The organism is Aeromonas sp. Y318-1, from assembly GCF_027706125.1.
GTDB classification, from domain to species: Bacteria; Pseudomonadota; Gammaproteobacteria; order Enterobacterales; family Aeromonadaceae; genus Aeromonas; species Aeromonas hydrophila.
The window spans coordinates 278,936-301,388 of sequence record NZ_JAPDCM010000006.1; the positions used below are offsets into that span (position 1 = coordinate 278,936).

Genomic DNA, 22,453 nt, shown 5'->3' on the forward strand with positions numbered 1-22,453 from the left:
CGGCGCCTTACTTTAATTAAAGTACAATTTTCACCTATCTCTTATCATTAGCTAATGGAAATTGAGACCACTTTTTTTGCTTGATATAATCTGCAACGGTATTTTCATTTAGTGGCTTTGAGAATATATATCCTTGCACATAAGAAACACCGATACCTTTTAAAATATCTAACTCAATTTCTGATTCAACCCCTTCCGCCACAACATACATATTGGACGTTGATGCATAGCTGATTATTGATGATATAAGCCGCTGCACAGATTGAACCGTGTTGACTTTATTTACTAAATTTCTATCAATTTTAATTGCATCAAAAGCACCTATACTTAACGTTGAAAAAAACGCATATCCAGTTCCAAAATCATCTAGATATACCTTGATCCCTAGAGCCTTAATCCTAATGATGATAGCCAAAAATAAATCTTGATCCAAGATTGGTATCGACTCTGTAATTTCTATATTTAAGTGAAACTTAGGTACTTTGTACTCAATAATTATATTACAGAGGAAATTCTCTATCATTTCTCCATTAAATATCAGTTGCGAAGGAGATAAATTAACTGTAACAGGACATCCTGTTTCAGATATTATTTTGACCGCCTTTATAACCATCATTTCAAAAAGCTCATTCATATATCCATACTCTTCTGCCCAATTAATTATATCAACCGTGCTCAAAGTTGGATGCCGAAGTAGAGCTTCGAAAGAAAATATACTATTATCTTTAACGCTGTGAATGGGTTGATATACAGCGTAACAATCATTGATTATTTGAGTTATATTAAATGCCCGTTGCATATTTAATATTTCAGGACTCTTTCGATGGTCCATGTGGTGCTCAAAACAAACAGGAGTTCGAGCATGTGAACGCTTTGCAACAAACATTGCTATATCTGCCTTATCTAATAAGGCATCAATCTTTGTCTCTTGAGCTGAAGAAAAACATACTCCGATTGATGCACCAATTGAAAACTCTGCACCACCAATCATCATAGGTCTTTTTACCTTATCAAGGATAGACTGACATACATTTAAAGTACTATTTTTTTCACCTAAAACAATAAAAGCGAACTCATCACCACCAAGTCTAGCAACATGAGAGTCTTCGCCTAATACGGACTTTATTCTTGTTGCCACAATCTGCAGTACAAGATCACCACAACTGTGTCCCATCATATCATTAATTTCTTTAAATTTATCAAGATCGGCATATGCAACTAAAAAAGCTATCCTATCATCCGTAAATTTTTTCAGGTGCCTAAGAAATCCCTCACGATTAAGAATACCAGTTAATGGGTCAATCAATCTGCTTTTCTCCAATTCATTAACAGATTTCTGAAGTGTATCTAAAAAATCTATCTCTTTACGTCGCATAATAAGAATAATGCTTGTACTAATACATATCCCATAAAAAAGAATGAAATCATAGAAAGAAAGATCCAATGCCACATTGACCGCAGCGAAAAGAGCAGAAACAAAAGATACTATTAATATTTTAACATATGTATGGCTTTTAATAAAAAGACAGATGAAAGATGCCATTAGTATTAGTGCAAACGTCTCCTTTGATAAATCATGAAAAAAAACATTTACTACAAAAAAAACACATGATGATAACGAGACAAGTAAACTAAAATTCATCATTTTAATGTTTATATTGTCTGGAAGGAATTTATCTGTTAAAAACAAATAAGATGTAAAGAAAGTAAATGCCATCATGTTAGCAGCAAAAAACTGATAAATTAATTCGCCTGATGAATTAGGGAAGATGATAACTGAAAAGCTTGCAACCAGTGTACACGCCGCACCACCAATATGAATTAATATATATGAGACTACTTCATTATATTTTTTAACCGCAAACTTCTTACTCCACAACTTGATTAAAAAGAAAAAACCAACAATGAAAATAAAATTATTTACAGCATACATGAGTAGCGAAAAAAAGTATGTTCCCATGCCAATGGGATAATTCTGACTACTAAAATAAACTAAATTAAAGCCAATAACAGTCATGAATAATGCAAAAAGTGAAATAATTTTTGGCACATAAAAATAAAATGCCCAAAGAAAAAAAACCATATAGGCATTAGGAGCCCAAATAATACTATACTCTGAATGATGGTGACCATCGTTAGAGAGTATATGGAATATATTTTGATATATTACGTTGCACAATGCCAATGAACAAAGCGCTATTAATATCACTATTTTATTTGCCTTTATCATAGCACACCTTGCTAAACACATTATCTAACCCCTTTGCCAAACAAGGGGGGGAAATATAATCACCCATTAAAGCGAAATATGGAGTCCTACATGCAAAATCAAGATCCGTTTTACTTTGTATCCGATCAATAATAATATTAGACCCCAACCGTTCTTTAATATAAAAACACGTATCTATGAAGTGATTAACTTCGGCCAAATTTGATGGCGGAGGCCCAACTCTAATAAAACTCAAAAGCTCACTCATAATGTGAATATGCTGTGGTGAATTATTCCTCCAGTCATATCCGCCAATGCAAATACTGTAACCATTATCAACAATTTCATACAGTGCTCTTTGATGAAGGCTGCTTAACATCTCAAACGAAGGGACATTGATATCGACTACTAGATCAATTCTATGCTCCTTTAGCACCCTCATTGCATCTAATACACCTCTAGTAACACCAGGAATAACTCGTTGCTCAATCTTATAAAAAAGCTGGCTTGGACGTCTGCCTGTATGATGATAAGCACGACAGCAATCATCAAGTAGAGATAACTGAAGATAAGTAATAGACTCTAAAAGACTATCACTACATGATTTATAGAACCTTGCAGCATCAATAAACTGTGGCCTAAAATACATACTTGCCATACGCTTCATAGGGTCATGACAGTAAATATCTTGCACATAAAGCTTTGTATAGACATTCCACCACTCAATATCATCAAATTCATTGAAACTTTCATCATCGGTGCTCATAAAACCTCCATTAAAATTAAATCTCTGCAGCTTTATGGTCTACACGACTAAATCATCAACCTTCCTTTCTAATTTAAATCCAGATTTGCTAGGGCTAAAAATATATCCAGCTCCTGATATATTGGTAAGGCATGAACAATCTTCATCTGCTTTCTTTAGAAATTTTCTTATATTAGAAAGGGATACGGAAACCGTGTTATCACACACAATTCGATTTGACCAGACACTCTCTAATATCTCATCCTTGGAAACCAATCTGTCTACATTGTTGATCAAATAAATAAGCACATCACGGTCTTTTTTACCAAGACGTGATTGCATTGTATTTCCACTGGAAATTTTATACTCAACTATACCGGTCTGTAGGTCTATTAATACAGACTTATTTTTATTTACCATTTTTGTATACATACAATAACTCCAAAGATTTTAGGACGACTACATTCACATCTATAATCTTATTTTTTTTCATTAATGTTGTGATAGTAAAATAATAAATTCGTAAAATATTTTTACTTTTAAAAACAACATGTTAAGCCAAAATTCAGACTTTTATCACAGGTTCAAAAGAGAAGATTCAACATCAAGGTTTAAGTGGACTAATTAACATCAGAAGACGACCCTACATGGGCTTACGAAGTGCGTATTAGCACATCATGTTCAGTCATCTTGAGTTGTGTTCCAGATAAATGAATGTGACTATTACTTGGTGGATATCGCAGACCCATTGGACATCCATTCGCACACTCGACAATAATTGATGGTCATCAAACCAGACGATGGCGAACAGTATAGTCATGATTTGCTGATTAGATGCCAATCATTGGGGTTCTTGCCAAAGAAACCGACATCTGATGAGTAGTTGAGTTCCTGACACAGAGCGAGAGGTTGCCCCCCCAGTCTCGATATTTACATTAAACAGCTATTAGCTGTTCCAATACATTAAAGAATATACCTCGATTGAATAGTAATATTTAAAAAGAATTTTTAGCGTTAAAAGTAATACATTTTCTTCTACTTGGCATAAAGGTGGCGCAAGTAAACACCTAATGTCAGCCACAGTAACTCATCCAAATTGTGAGAATGGAATGTGGCCTTTATACAAACAACGCAGACAAAACCAAACTCCATTAGATTGTTTTCAACGAATTGGAATTTCATGTGCAGCAATTTCAAGACACTAATCAGGCCTCGAAATAACTTTTTCTGGGTAATTTTGAAGATAATAAAGATGGTATTTATAGAATAAATTCGGCCTATAAGACTGGGGCAATTTCATCCCGCACGGGAAACACCCAGCATCCAAAACTAAAAATTTATTCGGGTTGCAGTTTTATGTCGAAATACAACGACATTGTTAGGAAAAAAGGATTGCCCCTTTTAAAATATTAATGAGCAATACCCTGCTCGTGCTGGTTTGCGCTCATAACTGTCACTCCAGAAACGAAGTTAAACATCGCTCCCCGATACAGAGAGCGATATTGATCTTTAACCCGCAGTGGATACCGCTGTGAGCTTGTGGTGCTCATGGTGTGTTCAACCTTGAGGGCCTTACAACGCCAGTAGCAAAAAGTATTGAGGGAGAAACAGTGCGACTTGCAAAAAGTCACTCTGGCTAAGCCAACTTTCTTTCCATGTGGCATGCTGCTGTTACCGAAACATCATCGTCTGTGTTTTTTGTTCATGGCTCAGGTCTCTTATTTTTGACTTGGAGACATTGCTACCAATTTTGGCCTTTCACAACTGCTGGGCCGAACGCTTACTTAGCTCAGAGAGGTTACAGGGTTGGGTCATGATTAAAAACCAAGGACACCAATGAGTCATAAGTCCAGCCCGACTACAAAGATGAGGCCTGTCGGTTTTACGAACTGACACGAGTAGCCTTCATTCATACAGGCTACCCGTGTGACAGAGGGTACTCCAACAGGTAATTCTGGTGGGCAGTAGTGTATAGGTCTTGCCTAGTACCCACCCAAGATATGAACCAAGGCTAATATCATTTTCTAGCAGCTAAACAACAATCATCGAGTGCATACAGAGAATAAAGCTACCGAGTGATCGTAGGTCGACGAGGTTCCGTTTGTTGTTCTAATATATGTTGCACTTATTCCGTTAATTGTGTTCGACCAGTGAGCCTCAACCCCCGAAGTAGTACCACAAGCGGAATTCAACGGCCATCGTGCAATATTGCACAGATCCATCGAATATGTACCGCTGCTGACCCCAGTTACTTGTGTAAACACCTGCTGCAACTCCGTAGGAGTAGGTAACCGATATCCTGTGTAGCCATTGACATTTAGACTTTTGCAATAGTTGTCGGCTGTCTCCCAGTTCATCACGGTGGTTGATGCAGTACTGCTTACAAAACCTGTAAGTGACCCCTTGGCGGCAACAGTAATAGCGGGTGATGTTACTGTGGTACCAGTTGCTGTACCCGTGCTGGCCTTAGGGGTGATTTTGGCCGTTAGTGTCGCCCCCGCTAACCCAGAAGCTGGATAATAAACAAACTTGTTAGCAGTGAGTGTTGCGGTGGGTGCACCAAGTGACACTCCATTGCGGAACCACTCTACCGTCGAGCCTGATTGAGCATCACTTTCGGCATCGGAGTAAGTCCATTTTAAGATAAACGGCTCGTCCACAGAGGCTGTAATAGGAGTAACCCATGTGAGACTCGAGGCGACTGGAGCTGTATTGGGTGTCACAAATGTCGTTGTAGTGGAAGTACTTGCCAGCGGCAGTCCACCCGCCACAGACGGGTTGTTCACCGTCACTGAACCGACCGAGTTGGACTTAATATTAAGTGCCACCTGGCCGCTAGCATTCACATTAACCGTTAACCCGCTCGCTGGTGTGATGGTGGGGGTGAAGGGCGGACTGGTGCTCGTACTGTAGTTAAGCTTCACAGGCGTGCCATTCGGCACAAGATTGCCAGCATTGTCTTTGAGCGTCAGCGTCACTACGTTGGCGTCTGTTCCATTTGCCTTCTGGTTATTCGTGGTGACGCTTGCTGCCGTGACTTTGGCATTTTGCAAGAAAGTGACCGGTACAGTCAGGGTCTTGCCAGTAAACACCCCATTGGCAATTTGCGCCGTTGCGCTGCCGTACTCGTTAGCTGCACCGTTAGCTTCCAATACGCAGGTATCGCCAGTACAACTACCAGGGTTCAATCTAAAATTCGGTGCTCCCAAGGAGCCTGTGCCTGCGTTGGTTGGCGTGCCAAACAACGTTGGGCTCGCTGACGTGGTACCGCCACCAGAAGTGACCGTTCCCACCGGGTACCACGAACCATCCGATACCACTGTGTTGGTCATGCCAGTAAAGGGGGTGTTGGGCGTCGCTACATAGCTCAAACCGTGGTCACTGACACAGATAACATACGGATTAAGTGTCACGCCTGGCGTGTAGGCAGCGGTAGCGCCGGTGCTCAGGTTATAGGTCTGAAAGGCCGTACCCGCCGTATCCGATATCAGATAAGGACGACTCTGGGGATATTTTGCTCGCTCAGCTGCAACCCCTGCATCATTGCGCAGTGCCTCCAAATCAGCCAGTTTTGGCAGGCGCTTGCCGCTGCAATATGCAGTGGCTGCCAAATTACCGGCTGCCCCAAGGGTATTACCGGTATTGCCAGTACCAGTGGTATCCCATACCGGCTCCACAAATGCGCCGAGCTGCGCGCCTACCGAGCCTTTGAGCTCGCTGTATAGTGGTGGCCCGTATACTCGCAGACTGGATGCGACGAGGTCAATGTCACCCCAAGTCTTTGCCTGCTCCTTGGCGCCAACCGTGACACTCATCAGCCCCATCCGATAACCACCCTCGTGGTCACCCACAATATAACTCACGATGTGTTCGCCTACGGTGCCAGCCTGGAACGTGAACTTCTTGTTGGTCACATCATTGGGCGCCGCTGACACAACAGAAGCCGAGTAACTCTGCACCTCGATAAGCTGCCATCCTTTCCCTTCAGGGTCAGCAATCGCCAAGTTTTTAAGATTAGCCAAATCCAGCGTCACACCTTGGAAGGTCACAATCGCGGGATTGGTGTTAGCTGGCGCGCTGTAATTGTATTTGCCGTTGCTAATCGTCGGCGCCTGATTAGCCGACTCCGACACAGTCACATACAAGGTACCCAGAATATCCTCACCAGGCTTGGCTGGGTCTGTCAGAGTAAACTGAATACGGTTCCAATCCGGGGTCACGGGCGGGGTATAGGTAATGATATTGCCACTGTCAGTGGTCGTTCCCTGAGCTGTCCCGCCCTGAACAACCACCGAACCGGCCTTAAGGGCATACCCAGAAGGCAAGTTTGTGCCATACATACTCACCACATTAAATGCCTTCGGCGCCTCTGATACCGTCATTGCAACCGATAACGGTTCCAGCACTGGGGTAGCCGCCAGAGTCGACAGCACGCTTAAGGTCGCCACACCCTCAGAGCTGCCACTGCGCGCACTGAAGCGATACTGACATAGTGTGGTATCACTGATATCCACTTCCGCCATCAATCCACTGACATTGCCTGCACCACACTCCGGCTGCTCACTGGTCAAGCTGGTCAGTGTGGCACCACGACCGCGTACAAAAGCAGACAAGTCGAGTTGGGTTCGCTCATTAGGTTTCGCCACAGTAAAGCCATCCACCACCTGCACTTGCGTGGCCGGGCTAGGCGGCAGTGGTGAATTATCGCCACCACTCCCATTTCCACCCTCATCACCACCGCCACAACCGGCTAGCCCCAAGGCTAACAGTAGCGCCCCAGCCCTCTTGGCCTTCACGTCCCATCTCGCCTGATAGGGATGTGTATGTCTTGTCATGAATTTCATCTGACTACTCCAGAAAATATAAAAATGAGCCTGATGCGCTTATACATCCGGTTCAAACAGCAGCGAGAATTGGTCGCGATAACTCCCTGTGCGCAAATCACTTAGCGCGACATCTGCAAAGCTGACGTTAATTGAAAACGTAATGATGTTGACGTTGCGGCCTGCGATACTGACCCCGGTCGTGGTCATGCCCGCGGCGGAAACACCATTGACCACCAACTCAGGGGTGTCGCATCCGGTGCAGTTGACCGAGTAAGGAATAAGCCTTGGCATTGGGTCAGCCGGGTCTGGGGCAACCTCCTTCATCCGGTAAGTATCCCCCACCTTCAACTTCATCCGCAGGCCATTGGTAAATACTCCTGTGGCGGTTCCATTAAATACCGCCTCACCCTGCACGCTTTTCACCCCACCCCGAGTGGTATAACGCGGCGTCATCACCCCCAATGTGGGACTGGTAACCGTGATATCCGTCAATACGGCAGGGGAATACTCAATTTGGATAGACAGCGGCAATGACCAATTATGCCTAATGCGCACACCTTGCCGTATGTAGTCATACACAACAGGAATGGACACTTGCGTTAAATAGGTCCCAGGCGTTGCATGGGCATTTTCAAAGGCCTGCATGATGGCAGTACCATCACCCAGCGAAAATATCGGGCGAGCATGGGTAAAAGGAGAGACCTCTTTTGATAACTGCACCTGCTCACCCCCAATCCCGATCCCGGAAACTTGAATAAGGCCCGCAGAGAAAGATGTGGCAGCACTACCCCCCCCATCATCGCCCCGGTGCGTTAATGACTCTGGCGCATTATATTCCATGCCGATCAATGACAACGTCAGTGGCACGCTGCTTCCTGACGGCCCGACAGCATTCATACTCATCGATGCAAGCACACTCGCACCCGGAATAAAAAGATCCGCTGGCACCAATCCGGTTGGCGTTTCCCAAATGCTTGGTGCCACCCCGCCACCAAACGAAGACTGCGCAGACACCCAGCGAAATTGCCCACCTTTAATCTCCGCTTGAACTGTCATTGCATTTGCACGCGAGCCTAATAGCAGCAGGATGAGCAGCAAGATACTCTGCCATCCTAACCACTGAGGCCAGACCCGAATTTTATTCATACCACCCCCTCACGAGCGCTTGGTCAGCGTCGTTTCGGCTTTGAATTTATTGCCATAAGAGAACAATTTGGCTTGCAATGTGGCAACCTTTGTCATCGTCTTGGGCAACTTGATTGAGAGGGTGCGTCCCGCCAACACCGTGGCACTGGTTGAGCACTCTTGACGTGCTTTCTCCGGCGTACCATTGGCGCACCCGTCCAGCGACAATGAGAAAAAGCCATCGCCCTTATTGGTCACCACCACGCTATCACCCTGATAGCGGAGGTCATAAGCCAGCGGCTGTGTCTCTTTGGCGGGGACAATTAACAGCGGCGCAAAACCAAAGGCAATCTTCACCTGCTGCTTCTCTTCCCCTTCAGCAAAATAGGGGGTCGGCACGAACGACAATTGAAATACCCGGTCTCGGTCACTGCGCATCATACCCTTGGGTTGGTATTGCACCGCGATACCTTTTTTAAATCCGGGCTCTAGAATCGTTCTGGCCGGGCGCACATCCAGCGCCCACTGGTCAATATTGTCACGGGTGTAGGGCATTTTTTTAAGTTCGCCCTTTACCACCGTCAGCTCAGATATCGCTGTGTTGATATATACGCGATAGGGCTCCCCATTACTGACCGTAAATGTAGCCTGCCCACGCTCATCGGTATATTCCAACATCGAGCTTATCCCGATTGCCTTTGCTTGCGAGGCCACCAACATGGCAGCCAGCAGTGGCCATTGCCATCCATTCATCTCTTTTTTCATACATCACCTCGCAGAAAACAGTTTATTGATATCAGCTTCGTTAAGCACAATATAGGCATCCATCCCCTCCAGCAGGGTGCGCTGCGCAACCGTATATTGTTTGCTGTACTTCACGTAGATATAAAGCTGGTTACCTAATTCCACCGAATGAGTGGCAAGCCCAGCAGATTTTAATTTCGTCAATACATCCTGCGCATCTTGGCTGACGGCATATTTACCCAAATATAAAAACTCACCTTCACTCACCACCCCTTTGCGAGACAGTGCAATGCGGCCCTCATTTTCATCAAGACCAGGCAAGCAATAGGTGTGCACCACCTCCCCCCGCATCAACTCTGGGCTATTGATGCAAACACGGTTCATCGACATCAGCTTCATGTCACCGCCCCGGCGGTAATTGACACGAAACACGCCGTCATCGGACAGGCGCTCAACACTCTGACACGCGTCACCCACGCAGCGCGCCTGAGTGACCGGACGCCCCTGAATATCACTGAGCACAAACAACTGACTCACCAGTGGGGTAATACGGGTGTCGATGGTGTAAACCGTGCCGGGATAAACAAACTCGCGGCGTGTTGGCTGTTCGATATCGATGCTGCGCGCTTCTGCGTCCATCGCAAATTCGGTGTCGGTGTAAGGTGCCAGGGAAATCACCGCATTACTCTGCCCCAAGTTACCCTGATAGGTGACACGCTGGCCGCGACGAACGTTGTAGTGGATATCACCCAGCGATATCTCATCTTCGCCAGGCGCCAATTGAATGTCCGGGACAACATGAATAAAGGACGGACTCTGCTCGCCACTCATGCCCGCGCCATCCGCAGACACAAATTGAGACCCCGTCAGGGTGCCGGACACCATCTGTTGGCCCGCACTGCTGGCGTAGCCATAGGTGCTGGCAGTGAACCAGTCTCCCGAGCCATTGGCCATCGCCGAGAACGCCCCCTCACCCCGCTCCTGCTGGTCTCGCGCCCACGCGGCGGTCGCCGTCGCGGCGCCCGACCAGCGCCCCTGCTGCATTGTGCGGGTCACGCCAGTTTGCACTCGCGATAGACCCGATTTGTCAGACATGAGCGACAACTGAGATGACCATTTGTCACCCAGGGCATAAGACCAATAAACACCCGCACTGAGGTTGTCACTACTACCGGACTGGTTATACGTGGCATTAAGGCCAAGCGACCCACCCAACAATGGCACCATCCAGCCTGCGGATATGTTGTCTCCTTTGCTCAGCTGCAGTTCGGTTTGGGTGTATGGGTCTTCACTTTCGTAGCGGGCATACGTCACATAGCCGCTGCCATTGCCCACTTGCGCCGAATACGTCGCGCTGTAGTTGAAAAATGACCGCTCGCCATAGAGCGCAGAAGAGAGCCGGTACCAGCGATTGCTGGCATCGCTATCCAGACGCCTGGCTGACAAAAAGAGAGAGCCAACACTCAGCGTGCCCGCCTGGTAGATATCATCACTGCTAAATTGCCCAACCTGATAGGTACCACGCAACCAGTCACTCCACATGACACTGGTGCCAAGCTGGGCATACCAGTCGTCCTGGTTAGCGGTCAGCGCCCCCGCAAACAACACACCATCCGTGACCCGCCACGAGGTCCGCGCCTGAGCAAAATCGGTCGACATCCGCTCCGGTGCATAGAGCCAGCTCAACGCATCTTGAGTCGGAATATCCTCAAGCCGACCAGCCGTCACAACGCCATCCCATGCGCCCACCGGTAAACTAAACAGCTGCGTATTCACAATTTGGCGCTGCTCTTCAATCACCACCGAGCCCGCCGCCTTGAGCACCAGCTTGATATCGTATGCCCCGCTCGGCAGGTCGCTGTAAGGGATGGACTGGCGCCCCTGGGATACCACCTGAGACAAGAGCAGCCTGTCCCCTTGATAGACCTCCAACTGCCCCGATTGAGGCGCAAAAAAGTCTACCGATTGGATAGCCGCTGCGCCCCCCTTAATCAAATTTCGGCTGGTGCCCACTTGCGCTGAAAACGCCGTGTAATCGGCATCATCATTGAGAAAATCCGTGGAGTTAAACTGCACACGGTCACGCTCAGCGTACCCCACCACGGCGCGTATGCCCTGTACTTCCAGGTCATACACCCCCCGATACACATCCAACTGGTTATCCGTATTCTGGTACTGGGTGTTGAACTGCAAAAAACCATAAGGCAACCCCAAGGTGGTCAAGTTGGCTGCATTGAAGCCGCTCGCCCCCACATCATCGGCATAGCTATACAAACGCGCCTGATTGACCAACGCATTGCTGGCACGTGCAGCCGAATGGTATTGCACCTCACCGACCGACCTTACCAATAACTGCGACCCGACATAAATGGTCAGGTTGCCGTGGTCGACATCAAATACATAACTGACCTGCTCTGCCGTCACGATAGGCTTGCAGACATCCAGCGCCACCTTGCAACCAGGGTCTGCCGGAATACCGTCGGATAGCGCACTGATAATGGTATCGATAGCACGGGTCGTTAACTGGTTATCACCTAAATAGCGGCGCAAGGCGTGTTCATTTTGCGCCTCCCCAGCAACCAAGCGAAACGACTCGTAACTCACCTCTGCCGCAACGCGCTGTCCGACAGTATCCCCAGCCAAAGAGACCAGTACCGAGGCCTTTTTAGGTGTAAAAAAATCGGTAAACTCAACCGGATAGTCCGATGCCACCGCTACACCACAAAGCGTCCATAACGCCAAGCACACGCGACTTATTTTCATACCACCACCATTAGAGAGTCACCGCCGCGACCACTGCGACGACCCCGTCACATGCTTGGGACGCTGCAGCCTGAGAGATATTGGGAAACGTCAGTGTCAGTACATGCGCCTGCTCTGGGGCCGCGCTGCCGCTACCAGGAGAAAGGGCACTAAACGGTTGCCCATCAAGACGAGCCGACGGTGTTAATGGAGTGACTACCCCACCTGATAGTGCGCATTGCCCACTCAACTGGGCCAGCGTCAGGTCGTAATTGTGAGGGTCACCATCCACCGTGGATACGGTAAACGGGATATCCAGAGGCTGAAATGTGCGCAGCGAAGATACATAAACCACTAAAAAATCAGTACGAGGGGAAATAATTTCTAGCTGGGCTGACGCCTGGTTTGCCACGATATTAACCGAGACATCCAATATTCTTTCTTGCGGTACGGCCACCGCATTTGTACACAACAAAAACAGCGCGCCAATTAAAACAACTCCACGCATAGAGACCTCGCTCGAGTCATACTCAGCACATCAATGCAAACCTGAATAGAAAACAAAAAGGGGAGGCCACCCATGGCAGCCTCCCCACAGCAATATTACGCTGCGTTTTCAACTACAATAGAAGCCTGCACGTCAACGGAGTCACCCGCGCTTGGCTGATTAGAAACCCCAGCACCTTTGATGACAGAAAGAATGGTTTCACCAGTCACTTGAGTGGCATTGGTGGCAGAGACAGTATTTTTGACCATCGGCTCAGTAATACCGTTATTGGAGGACTGAATGGCGAAGTAACCATTGGCATCCTGCTCCGCCGCCAGACCTGCACTGTTGACCGCCAGGCTAATCAGCTTGTAGTCGTATGCTGTAGCCGGCTTACCGGTATCAGGGGCGCCCGGAGTTGCTACCAACTCTTCAAACACATTGAAACGCAATTCGGTAGAGCCGGTCAGGACGCCTTTACCTGCAGCGTCAGTGGTAAAGGTCAAAATACCATTAGTAATGGCAGCACCAGTAGGCTGGGCAATAACCCAACCATTTGAGGTCGGGGCAGCAGGCACAGTGCCAGACCATGTGAAAGTCTGGGATGCATCAATCGCGGACGCAGTACCAACCAACCCCATGGTGCCCAGCAGGGCGACAGCAATCATTGCTTTTTTCATAAATACTCCAAAATGAAATCTGGGCTTTTAGCGCCAGCTATTACACGCAAATGGCAAAAAATGTGATAATCAAAACATGCCACTTACAGGATGTTTATCAGTGCAACTACCCGAGGTGTAACAATGGGCGGTGAACCGATGGCGCTATATTAAGGTCCAGCTCAGGTTTTGGGGTTATAAATAAAGATTAATAAAAAACGAAAATAATGAAATAGTAAAATAATTAAGGCGCTAACACATTGATTTTTATATTCAATGCAATTAATTCGAACATCAATAGTTGATTTACTGTGCAGAGTATATTTTCAACAGTATTTTTATATTCAAAGAAACGTGACCTGAGTCACAAAAAGACGTACTGAGTTTTTAAATCTTCCAACCTTGATTAATAAAAATAGCCTCAATCGTCTCTTTTTTTCAAGACCTCAATCCATAGAAGTGAGTCAGGTGGAGATTGCAACACTTGATTTGGATTTCTATCGGGGCTGTAGCCATCTATTCCTGATGGTATTCGCTCACTGGCTCCAGGAAATGGCTGTTCAACTTCGCCGGAATACGCATACAACGCCAGTGGAGGAATTTTTGCTGGCTGCACTGTCCTTATGCCAGCGAACGCTCGCCCCCTCCGATTCATAGACTGCTTGTCGAACACCTTGCAGCACTCATGGAGTCGCATTAACAAATGGCGAAACGTTCCTGGCAAGCCTTTTCCACAATCCCCCCGCAATTCGGGTACATGCTTGCCAATATGGGGGATGCCTTAACCGTTCGCCAACTGTCCCCGGCTCTGGTTGGCTTGAGCGGTCCTGGCCTTGATGAAGCCTTGTTGGGCGCGATACAAGACTAGGATGGCCAACTGTTCGCAGCTCTTTATCGGCGCGGATCGCATGGTGGGCCGAGTCACCACTTTACAAATAGCTTCGGCATCAGCAGCATCGTTCTTATTGGTCTTCATATAGGGCTTAACGAACTGCGGTAGCATCAACTTGACAGAATGCCCCAGCCTTTGCTGTTTATTGGCCCTGTAATAGGCACTGTCACATGTCTCCATGCCATGGTTAGGAGAAAAACTACAAAAGAGTGAGAGCATCAAATCCCGCTTCAACTGTCGCTTAGGGGCTGTCTTGCCCATGTTGATCCAAGCTATGTAATTGGTAGGGTAGCAGCGACGCATTACTGCGACGCCGCCCCCTCAGCATCAAGCTCAAGCCATTACGTCAGCGCTATTGAAGGCACCGGGCAGCTTGACGGAACGTTTCGTGGTTCGACGGCGAGTAAAGTAGATGTTCCAAGCCGGATCAAATGTAATAGCCAATCCCCGGTTCTTGATATGGCGCTGGAACATGACCGTCGCAGATAGGAAGAGCTGAACACCACGGATGCAATTCTCCCCCCCCCCTCGTAGCAAAGTCCCAAGAGCGATATCCATCGCTCAGGAAGTAACGTGCTTTAATCCACTAGGCTCACTTCGCAGGGTGCCTAAGGCACGCAAGCTTCCAGAGTCTGAGCCAAATATGCGAGTCAATCATCGAGAAGATCGCTTTTGCCAAGACGTGGCGATGATACGAAGCCCATCCAGGAATGATCGGGCTCAGTCAGTGTATCAACACTGCTAGTGTGACACTCGCGTTGCCCTCGATGATTTATCTGACCTTGTCAAACAGCGATTCATACTTTTCTTTGCTGGTTTGAATAGTCGCTTTCCACCGCACTTACGCACATTTTGGCAAAGGAGATCTAACCCCTCCGAGAAATGCCATGGACAAACTGACCGACCTCGCCCTGCCTGCTAAAGCCGAGAAGCTCAATTGGCACCCAACTCAAGGAGGTGACTGCCTGATAGCGGATTTAGGAAACAATGTCGCATTTACTTACCCCTTCCCAATGCACCCCAAACGACCCCCAATCAAGCCCAACGAAAACATCACTTTATTATTTTTATTTTATAAGCTACGGTTACTAACAGCCCTTCGCTTGAACCAATAAAAATCAAAGGAGTGAATGATGCATAAGAAAAAACTACAGACACTATCACTTGCTATCTTAATAGCACTGCCTTTTCATGTTAGTTCAAAAGATATGGCTGGCGTTTTCTCTTGGTCAGGCAAGGTTCCGCTAACCCCTCCTATGGTCATAACTGAAACAACGCAGTCTATATCATCTAATGCTTCACCGACATTTAATATTAACTCCATCAATACCTCCGTGACCTACACCTTAACTTCATTTGGAAAGACATCAGCAATTCGACTTAAAATAATTGAAAATGGTGTGATAGTTGAAAGCACTAATCAGGAACAATATATTAAATTAATCCAAAGCCATTTTAACTATGATAGAAAAGACAAAGTGCTCGCAATAGTCACAGTCTCTTCTATCGTCTAAGTAGCTGTTTTCAAAAATACTATAACTACCGAAGGAAAGAGGCATGGTCCAGTATGTTCGGTATTATAACTCGCAAGAAAATAAGTAATTCCAAAGGACTGAGCTTATATAGCTTTTTGATCCATTACGAGCTAAAGTTGCAAGCTAATAGGCAGCTTTCCTAAATTAATTGACCTACAGCCAAACGGGCAGACCCAGTCTGCCATCTTACTCATGGCTTCCCCTCTACTGGCTAAACACTTACGTATCAAAGGGCGAACGATATTGTATGATTCAACTCGGTGAAGCGATTAAGATAAACCTTGAAAGGAAGCCCTAGCATTTTAAAGGGACTCACGCTTAATATCCTGTAAATGCTCAGTGATAACTAGCACTGCATAAACAAGAGTATTTATATATCATATTTATTAAGTTCACAGTCAATCCTCTTGATTGTACGCAATGCAATATATTTATCTTTATCAAGATTATTTCTTGTTAATTTTAACCGAATAAGACAATCATCTATCTGTTGGCATATTCTGTCTCGTGTATGCAATGAGGTATTTTGAGCCATTGAAGATTTCCCACAACAATCACAAACCACTCTTACTCCTTTATCTATCTGCCTGAGTCCATCACGCACCAATATAAGATCACTCATTGACAACTCCAAAGAGTATATATCATCACTATTCCGATGAATAATCCTTTGAATCAAAACAATGAAAATTGAAATTATGGAAAAAAAATGTCTTTTTATTCTTATCACAATAATTAACTCGCTCATCATTGCTAATGAAAAATTTTCGAGTCACATTGTGCATGAGTTTCAACATCCATTCTTGATACGACAGTAAATCATTGATGTATTATAAATATCAATATTTTTCAACAAGTTACAAAAAAACACCACAATAAAAATAATCTGTTTCACGGTTCTATCACTTTTAATATATTGCAGCGCTACGGTGTTCATAGATAGTTACCACTGCCCAAAACAGAATCTTGAACATAAGCGCAAAAATGAGGCAGTGCCTTCAATCAGTAGAAGTGGTTCTTTTCGATAAAAACGCCGATATTTTTCTCGTTGAGCTCAACAGAGAGATGGTTTTACTAACGTATTTTGAGTGCTAGGTTGTTGCATGCAATGCATGTGTTGAGATTTCCCAGTCAGATTTATCCTGCTCGGTATATATCTGGCATAGCATCCCAAATCATCACTAGTGGTAAAACCAAGCAAAAAAGGGGAAACAGACTTAGCACAATTTACGGTATATTTCATCGCAGCATGAACCGCAGACAGTCGTTAGTCTCAAAAATATACCACAACCAATATCGACTATTGTTGTTAGCGACATTGACTCATCTATTTCACAGATAAGCGTGACACCATCCAGCACAACCTTTTCGGAAGTAACTTTCTTTAGGGCATTTTTTTAGGGAGCGCAGGACCGTGAACAATGATGGATGTTATTAAGTGATAAATCTCAACAACCTCCATCATACCCTCTCAATCGCTCAGGGACATCACCTTCCATTGATATAGTATTCATTCTCTCAAAAACCCCACCCGTCAAATAAATAAATAAATAAATAAATTCATGAATTGAGGACTTCGATAACAACAATCGATAATCCAGCCATTACAATATCATTCATAAAAGTTATTATAAAAGAAAATGGAGGTTTTATGATAATCTATGGAAAATATGGTGGTGTAGCCCTCAGAGCGGTATACCTAATGGCTAAAAATAACTGTGACCATATAACCGCATGGGACACTGCGATATCCGAAGCGTTTGGATCAGATTTGACAGTAAAAAAATTTAAAAATAACCCAAAGGTTACTTTCCTGACACTTTGTAGCATGGGCGTCGTAAGTTGTGTCATGCCTATAGCTTATAATTCCGCAAAAAAAACAAGAAAGTATGTTACGATAGCCCTAAGTATCCTATCCCAAAAAGACATATCAACGCCAATTAATCCAGATGACTTATGGTCAGAAATAATACGCTATTGCGAAATGGAAAAAGCTATAAAGCATAATAATCAGATGGATGTCGTTCTCACCCTTTGGTATGCAAACATATTAACTGTCAACCATCCCATCAGAAACTTAAAATTGAATAATAATAAAATTTAAATATACCATTAAATAGCAACCAAGGCTACCATAGCCTTGGTTGCTATTTTTGTTATTTTATTTAATTTTTTTTAAAGAACCACTATCACTATGTGCGAAGGGTTTCCCATACACTTGTAAATTTGTTGTCTGGCTATATTTAAGCGTATTTTCCTCAGTAAAATCCAGCGACATTACAAAGTCAGTTGTCGAATCATTTTTTGTCATGTAACTACTTTCCGCAATACCACGCTTGCCTGTTTTAAAGTCAATTTTTTTGCCAGCCTTTCCTTCCGTCACGACACACACAGCTCGAGGGATGCAATATGCATTATAAATCATCTCATTTTTCTTATCATATATCAGATAACCACGCTGATCATGGAACTTTCCATTGTCACGCTTTCTGAATACCTCCTGCTTGTAATACATAGCAACCAAATATTGATCACTTGCATTTTGTGCATCAGCTGCAGGCTCAAAAGTAATAGTTTCATAAAATGGTTCGACAGCAGGATTGCCCTTTCCTGCAGAGCTTCCTTCTTTCCCTGGTGCGACGTCAACACCACCACTTTCAACACTTTTCCACGTTCCAACCAACTGTGAGAGAGGCCCAAAGTCCAAACCATTAATAGTGGTGTTAGCCTCAGCGTGCGCTAAAGATGAACTTACCAGTAAAACAACAGAAAAAATATTTAACTTCATAAAACCCCCGTTATGAACTTATGATTGAGCTGTGTTTGCATGCATATAAAAACTTAACTACATCGATGTACTCAGTCAATTAACAAAATATAAAAACATCTACATTTGTGAGGGGAAGCCTGTTTTTTTCAATCAAAAAAAACAGACTTTGACCTAAAGCAAATATATATATTTAAAAATGCATAATTATTTATATTAACATTTTATTAAATTTAAAAAACCATTTTTATTAGTAGCAAACTCTGTTTGATTTATGATTTAAAAAGCTTAGTGGCGTTACTCTCTAAATGACTATGCCTATAGTCACTCTTAAAGCGATATAAATATAATCTCGTATTCTTTAACTCCATTATGTGGTAATGTGATAAACGCCCCTACTTAGCGCAATCAGCTAATATTGGAATACTCTTACGAGTGCTAGTTATGCACCTTGCAAAAATCACGATGCCCCGTGGTATTTTTTATTTCGTTTACCCTTGCGTCCTTCCACCATAAAACCACTATATTTTACTAGCTAGCATCTGAGACAATCTGGTAGCGAAGCCTCGATAGCCACTCATAGTCTCACCATATTACGTCACACTCATCTAGTCTGACGTAATATCCAGTAGCCTTAACCATCTCAACAGATTATTAGACGACAATCACATCGTCCGCCGACAGCAAGGGCCAAACCAAATTCATTCTTTGCTCGACCATACTCCATAGCGCCTTTGAGGATTTCATTATGCGTGGTCTTCTACCCGAATCCTCGGATCAGCTTGATGGCAGCTAAGCAGGAAAACATCCTCAGCATCAGTGAGAGACCATTCCAGGAATTCTTTGTGCCATTTAAAATGTTGGTTGGCGTTGACATCGAGCAAGCGAACAACATGACAGACTGTCATCTCGGACTCAAAAGTCTGCTGCACAATGGTGACTTTTCTTTTGGAATACGGTGCCGACGACACTCGGTGCCTATTAACACGTCGACTATCCTCTCGTTGTAGCATAGCTTAAGTTCATTTTTGGATCTTTAAGGGACCAATCTATATCAACCGTCAATATGTCGTTGATATCGTTCAACCAATTGATGCCAAGGACAACAGAGTAAGTCTCGCCATGTGAGAGAAGTGTTGACGTCCCTAGAACTGGTGAATTGCAGATGAGCTTGCTGGTACTCGTCAAGCCAGTAAGGAAAGAGACGCAGGACTCGCAACTGATATTGCAGCCCACCTTGACTTGGTACTCGTAGTTCATCAAATAACACGATGCCAGATAGGGCTCGGATCTTGGCAAAATCACGCTCTATGGACCAAGATGAAACGCTAAATACATCTGCAGCCTCACGTGCACTAACCGCTCGCTGCTGTTCATACAACCAGTGCGCCACTTGCAAGTAACGCGGCAAAATCGGACTAGCTATGATAGACATGTAGCTCCAGTATTAATTAGAAAATTATATCCCAGCAAATCACTATGACGCCCTAAATATCTTACAACCTTAAAATGAGGCAATTATTGAAAGCGTTATAACTCGTCAGCGTTATCAAGAAAAAATTCAAAATAGCAGCTGTAAAACAAATATCCAAGCGCAGGCGGCCTATAACTGATGTTGCATGAGCCCTCAGGATATCTAACATGGCTACCAACACCGGGCAACATGAGCTTACGAAAAGCGAAGCGGGATATCTGGATTACAAGAACTGGCGGCATCCACAACAACACCATGATGAGATACCGCCAGCAGCAGTCGAAATTCTGCCTAACCAAAAGTCCGGATTTAGTAGACCATAAATGGTGGTTAGTTAACACACGAAACTAGAGCTTTACTGGTGTCGGAGAAGCCGGCCATATTAACTTCACCTGAAGACATGATGACAACAGCATGGGTACCAACACTGTAGCTAGTCTGAGTCCAGTAAAAATTACTTGATCCATTACAATGGTTGCCACTAAGTGGCCAGCCATGATGAGAACACATGTCATAATTAACCTGACCAATTTTCGTAGCAGAAGTTGAATCAAGAAATATCTGCTGTAATTCTAGGTCACTTGGCAGACGAGCCGAAGGCACCAAATTTTGGCAGTATGTCATCGCTTCCGACCAAGTCTTTAATAGTACACTTGGAGAACTCGAATCTACTATGTAAGGTGTTTTAAATGTCACGCTTGTTGAGGTCGTTGAGGTCGTTGAGGTCGTTGATAATCCACTCACCACTGCCGGATTAACCAAGGTCACTGTACCTGGTAAGCTATACTTTATATTTATTGCAACCATCCCGCTGGTGCTCACAGTGACTGATGTCCCAGGCTCGGGAGTAATTACTGGCGGCAAAGTGGCACTTGGTATGGGAAAAATGGGACTCGTCAGATAGGTGTAATTGAGTTTAATTTGCGTGCCAACTGGCACATCATTTCCAGCGTAGTCCTTCAACATCAATGTAATCACATTACTATCACTATTATCGGCATTAGCATTGTCAGTCGTCACGCTTGCTGCCGTGACTTTGGCATTCTGCAAAAATGTGACAGGCACCGTCAGTGTCTTCGCCGTTATCACCCCATTGGCAATTTGCGCCGTTGCGCTACCGTACTCGTTAGCTGCACCGTTAGCTTCCAATACGCAGGTATCGCCAGTACAACTACCAGGGTTCAATCTAAAATTCGGTGCTCCCAAGGAGCCTGTGCCTGCGTTGGTTGGCGTGCCAAACAACGTTGGGCTCGCTGACGTGGTACCGCCACCAGAAGTGACCGTTCCCACCGGGTACCACGAACCATCCGATACCACTGTGTTGGTCATGCCAGTAAAGGGGGTGTTGGGCGTCGCTACATAGCTCAAACCGTGGTCACTGACACAGATAACATACGGATTAAGTGTCACGCCTGGCGTGTAGGCAGCGGTAGCGCCGGTGCTCAGGTTATAGGTCTGAAAGGCCGTACCCGCCGTATCCGATATCAGATAAGGACGACTCTGGGGATATTTTGCTCGCTCAGCTGCAACCCCTGCATCATTGCGCAGTGCCTCCAAATCAGCCAGTTTTGGCAGGCGCTTGCCGCTGCAATATGCAGTGGCTGCCAAATTACCGGCTGCCCCAAGGGTATTACCGGTATTGCCAGTACCAGTGGTATCCCATACCGGCTCCACAAATGCGCCGAGCTGCGCGCCTACCGAGCCTTTGAGCTCGCTGTATAGTGGTGGCCCGTATACTCGCAGACTGGATGCGACGAGGTCAATGTCACCCCAAGTCTTTGCCTGCTCCTTGGCGCCAACCGTGACACTCATCAGCCCCATCCGATAACCACCCTCGTGGTCACCCACAATATAACTCACGATGTGTTCGCCTACGGTGCCAGCCTGGAACGTGAACTTCTTGTTGGTCACATCATTGGGCGCCGCTGACACAACAGAAGCCGAGTAACTCTGCACCTCGATAAGCTGCCATCCTTTCCCTTCAGGGTCAGCAATCGCCAAGTTTTTAAGATTAGCCAAATCCAGCGTCACACCTTGGAAGGTCACAATCGCGGGATTGGTGTTAGCTGGCGCGCTGTAATTGTATTTGCCGTTGCTAATCGTCGGCGCCTGATTAGCCGACTCTGACACAGTCACATACAAGGTACCCAGAATATCCTCACCAGGCTTGGCTAGGGAAGGTGCGAACAAGTCCCTGATATGAGATCATGTTTGTCATCTGGAGCCATGGAACAGGGTTCATCATGAG

At 45.3% G+C, this 22,453-nt stretch carries 16 protein-coding genes and 2 pseudogenes; 4 read left to right on the forward strand and 14 right to left on the reverse strand.

Annotated elements, in window-relative coordinates:
- Window positions 1-34: 34 nt before the first annotated feature.
- The 11 genes and pseudogenes from OKB87_RS11575 to OKB87_RS23670 all read right to left on the reverse strand — a co-directional run bounded on the left by OKB87_RS11575 (window position 35) and on the right by OKB87_RS23670 (window position 15,153).
- A complete protein-coding gene (locus OKB87_RS11575) occupies window positions 35-2,230 on the reverse strand; it encodes a putative bifunctional diguanylate cyclase/phosphodiesterase (protein ID WP_270827501.1) in 2,196 nt (731 codons plus the stop codon).
- Window positions 2,214-2,975 (reverse strand): hypothetical protein, encoded by a 762-nt coding sequence (locus OKB87_RS11580; protein WP_270827502.1) that lies wholly within the window; start codon window positions 2,973-2,975, stop codon window positions 2,214-2,216. Before OKB87_RS11580 ends, OKB87_RS11575 begins: the two co-directional genes overlap by 17 nt.
- Before the next feature lie 39 nt (window positions 2,976-3,014).
- Window positions 3,015-3,386 carry a winged helix-turn-helix domain-containing protein gene (locus tag OKB87_RS11585; RefSeq protein ID WP_270827503.1) on the reverse strand — a complete coding sequence of 124 codons (372 nt, stop codon included), beginning with the start codon at window positions 3,384-3,386 and terminating at the stop codon, window positions 3,015-3,017.
- Between the two features lie 1,610 nt (window positions 3,387-4,996).
- Window positions 4,997-7,798 (reverse strand): Ig-like domain-containing protein, encoded by a 2,802-nt coding sequence (locus OKB87_RS11590; RefSeq protein ID WP_270827504.1) that lies wholly within the window; start codon window positions 7,796-7,798, stop codon window positions 4,997-4,999.
- Between the two features lie 39 nt (window positions 7,799-7,837).
- Window positions 7,838-8,926 (reverse strand): hypothetical protein, encoded by a 1,089-nt coding sequence (locus tag OKB87_RS11595; RefSeq protein ID WP_270827505.1) that lies wholly within the window; start codon window positions 8,924-8,926, stop codon window positions 7,838-7,840.
- A gap of 9 nt (window positions 8,927-8,935) precedes the next feature.
- Window positions 8,936-9,670 (reverse strand): hypothetical protein, encoded by a 735-nt coding sequence (locus tag OKB87_RS11600; protein WP_270827506.1) that lies wholly within the window; start codon window positions 9,668-9,670, stop codon window positions 8,936-8,938.
- Window positions 9,671-9,673: 3 nt separating this feature from the next.
- Complete coding sequence (locus tag OKB87_RS11605) at window positions 9,674-12,412, reverse strand: TcfC E-set like domain-containing protein (protein ID WP_270827507.1); 2,739 nt, start codon at window positions 12,410-12,412, stop codon at window positions 9,674-9,676.
- Between the two features lie 10 nt (window positions 12,413-12,422).
- Window positions 12,423-12,899, reverse strand: a complete 477-nt coding sequence (locus tag OKB87_RS11610; protein WP_270827509.1) for a hypothetical protein — start codon at window positions 12,897-12,899, stop codon at window positions 12,423-12,425.
- 95 nt (window positions 12,900-12,994) lie between these two features.
- Window positions 12,995-13,558, reverse strand: a complete 564-nt coding sequence (locus tag OKB87_RS11615) for a hypothetical protein (protein ID WP_270827510.1) — start codon at window positions 13,556-13,558, stop codon at window positions 12,995-12,997.
- 581 nt (window positions 13,559-14,139) lie between these two features.
- Window positions 14,140-14,687: pseudogene (locus tag OKB87_RS11620) on the reverse strand (IS110 family transposase); the annotation flags it as partial.
- 334 nt (window positions 14,688-15,021) lie between these two features.
- Window positions 15,022-15,153 (reverse strand): group II intron maturase-specific domain-containing protein, encoded by a 132-nt coding sequence (locus OKB87_RS23670; protein WP_429076825.1) that lies wholly within the window; start codon window positions 15,151-15,153, stop codon window positions 15,022-15,024.
- 163 nt (window positions 15,154-15,316) lie between these two features.
- Here OKB87_RS23670 and OKB87_RS11625 point away from each other — a divergent pair, with 163 nt between their 5' ends.
- From OKB87_RS11625 to OKB87_RS11635, 3 genes are all read left to right on the forward strand, one after another.
- Window positions 15,317-15,544, forward strand: a complete 228-nt coding sequence (locus OKB87_RS11625) for a hypothetical protein (protein ID WP_270827511.1) — start codon at window positions 15,317-15,319, stop codon at window positions 15,542-15,544.
- Window positions 15,545-15,559: 15 nt separating this feature from the next.
- Window positions 15,560-15,943 carry a hypothetical protein gene (locus OKB87_RS11630; RefSeq protein WP_270827512.1) on the forward strand — a complete coding sequence of 128 codons (384 nt, stop codon included), beginning with the start codon at window positions 15,560-15,562 and terminating at the stop codon, window positions 15,941-15,943.
- A 1,672-nt stretch (window positions 15,944-17,615) separates the two neighbouring features.
- Window positions 17,616-18,068, forward strand: a complete 453-nt coding sequence (locus OKB87_RS11635; protein ID WP_270827513.1) for a DUF6979 family protein — start codon at window positions 17,616-17,618, stop codon at window positions 18,066-18,068.
- A gap of 57 nt (window positions 18,069-18,125) precedes the next feature.
- On the opposite strand, the gene OKB87_RS11640 is transcribed toward OKB87_RS11635, so the two are convergent.
- Window positions 18,126-18,752, reverse strand: coding sequence for a heme-binding beta-barrel domain-containing protein (locus OKB87_RS11640; protein ID WP_270827514.1), 627 nt, complete (start codon window positions 18,750-18,752; stop codon window positions 18,126-18,128).
- Between the two features lie 649 nt (window positions 18,753-19,401).
- Window positions 19,402-19,728 (reverse strand): annotated as a pseudogene (locus tag OKB87_RS11645) (IS3 family transposase); the annotation flags it as partial.
- A 644-nt stretch (window positions 19,729-20,372) separates the two neighbouring features.
- On the opposite strand from OKB87_RS11645, the gene OKB87_RS11650 reads away from it, so the two are divergent.
- Window positions 20,373-20,528, forward strand: coding sequence for a hypothetical protein (locus OKB87_RS11650; protein WP_429076822.1), 156 nt, complete (start codon window positions 20,373-20,375; stop codon window positions 20,526-20,528).
- A gap of 7 nt (window positions 20,529-20,535) precedes the next feature.
- Here the strand turns inward: OKB87_RS11650 and OKB87_RS11655 are convergent, their stop codons facing one another.
- A complete protein-coding gene (locus tag OKB87_RS11655; RefSeq protein ID WP_270827516.1) occupies window positions 20,536-22,347 on the reverse strand; it encodes a hypothetical protein in 1,812 nt (603 codons plus the stop codon).
- Window positions 22,348-22,453 lie beyond the last annotated feature (106 nt).

Excerpts from the sequence above, each read along its gene's own strand:
- OKB87_RS11630 (WP_270827512.1), top strand. The coding sequence starts at position 15,560 with ATGATGCATAAGAAAAAACTACAGACACTATCACTTGCTATCTTAATA.
- OKB87_RS11640 (WP_270827514.1), bottom strand. The coding sequence starts at position 18,752 with ATGAAGTTAAATATTTTTTCTGTTGTTTTACTGGTAAGTTCATCTTTA.
- OKB87_RS11650 (WP_429076822.1), top strand. The coding sequence starts at position 20,373 with ATGGCTACCAACACCGGGCAACATGAGCTTACGAAAAGCGAAGCGGGA.
- OKB87_RS11615 (WP_270827510.1), bottom strand. The coding sequence starts at position 13,558 with ATGAAAAAAGCAATGATTGCTGTCGCCCTGCTGGGCACCATGGGGTTG.
- OKB87_RS11605 (WP_270827507.1), bottom strand. The coding sequence starts at position 12,412 with ATGAAAATAAGTCGCGTGTGCTTGGCGTTATGGACGCTTTGTGGTGTA.
- OKB87_RS11610 (WP_270827509.1), bottom strand. The coding sequence starts at position 12,899 with ATGCGTGGAGTTGTTTTAATTGGCGCGCTGTTTTTGTTGTGTACAAAT.
- OKB87_RS11575 (WP_270827501.1), bottom strand. The coding sequence starts at position 2,230 with ATGATAAAGGCAAATAAAATAGTGATATTAATAGCGCTTTGTTCATTG.
- OKB87_RS11595 (WP_270827505.1), bottom strand. The coding sequence starts at position 8,926 with ATGAATAAAATTCGGGTCTGGCCTCAGTGGTTAGGATGGCAGAGTATC.
- OKB87_RS11580 (WP_270827502.1), bottom strand. The coding sequence starts at position 2,975 with ATGAGCACCGATGATGAAAGTTTCAATGAATTTGATGATATTGAGTGG.
- OKB87_RS11585 (WP_270827503.1), bottom strand. The coding sequence starts at position 3,386 with ATGTATACAAAAATGGTAAATAAAAATAAGTCTGTATTAATAGACCTA.
- OKB87_RS11625 (WP_270827511.1), top strand. The coding sequence starts at position 15,317 with ATGGACAAACTGACCGACCTCGCCCTGCCTGCTAAAGCCGAGAAGCTC.
- OKB87_RS11590 (WP_270827504.1), bottom strand. The coding sequence starts at position 7,798 with ATGAAATTCATGACAAGACATACACATCCCTATCAGGCGAGATGGGAC.
- OKB87_RS11635 (WP_270827513.1), top strand. The coding sequence starts at position 17,616 with ATGATAATCTATGGAAAATATGGTGGTGTAGCCCTCAGAGCGGTATAC.
- OKB87_RS11600 (WP_270827506.1), bottom strand. The coding sequence starts at position 9,670 with ATGAAAAAAGAGATGAATGGATGGCAATGGCCACTGCTGGCTGCCATG.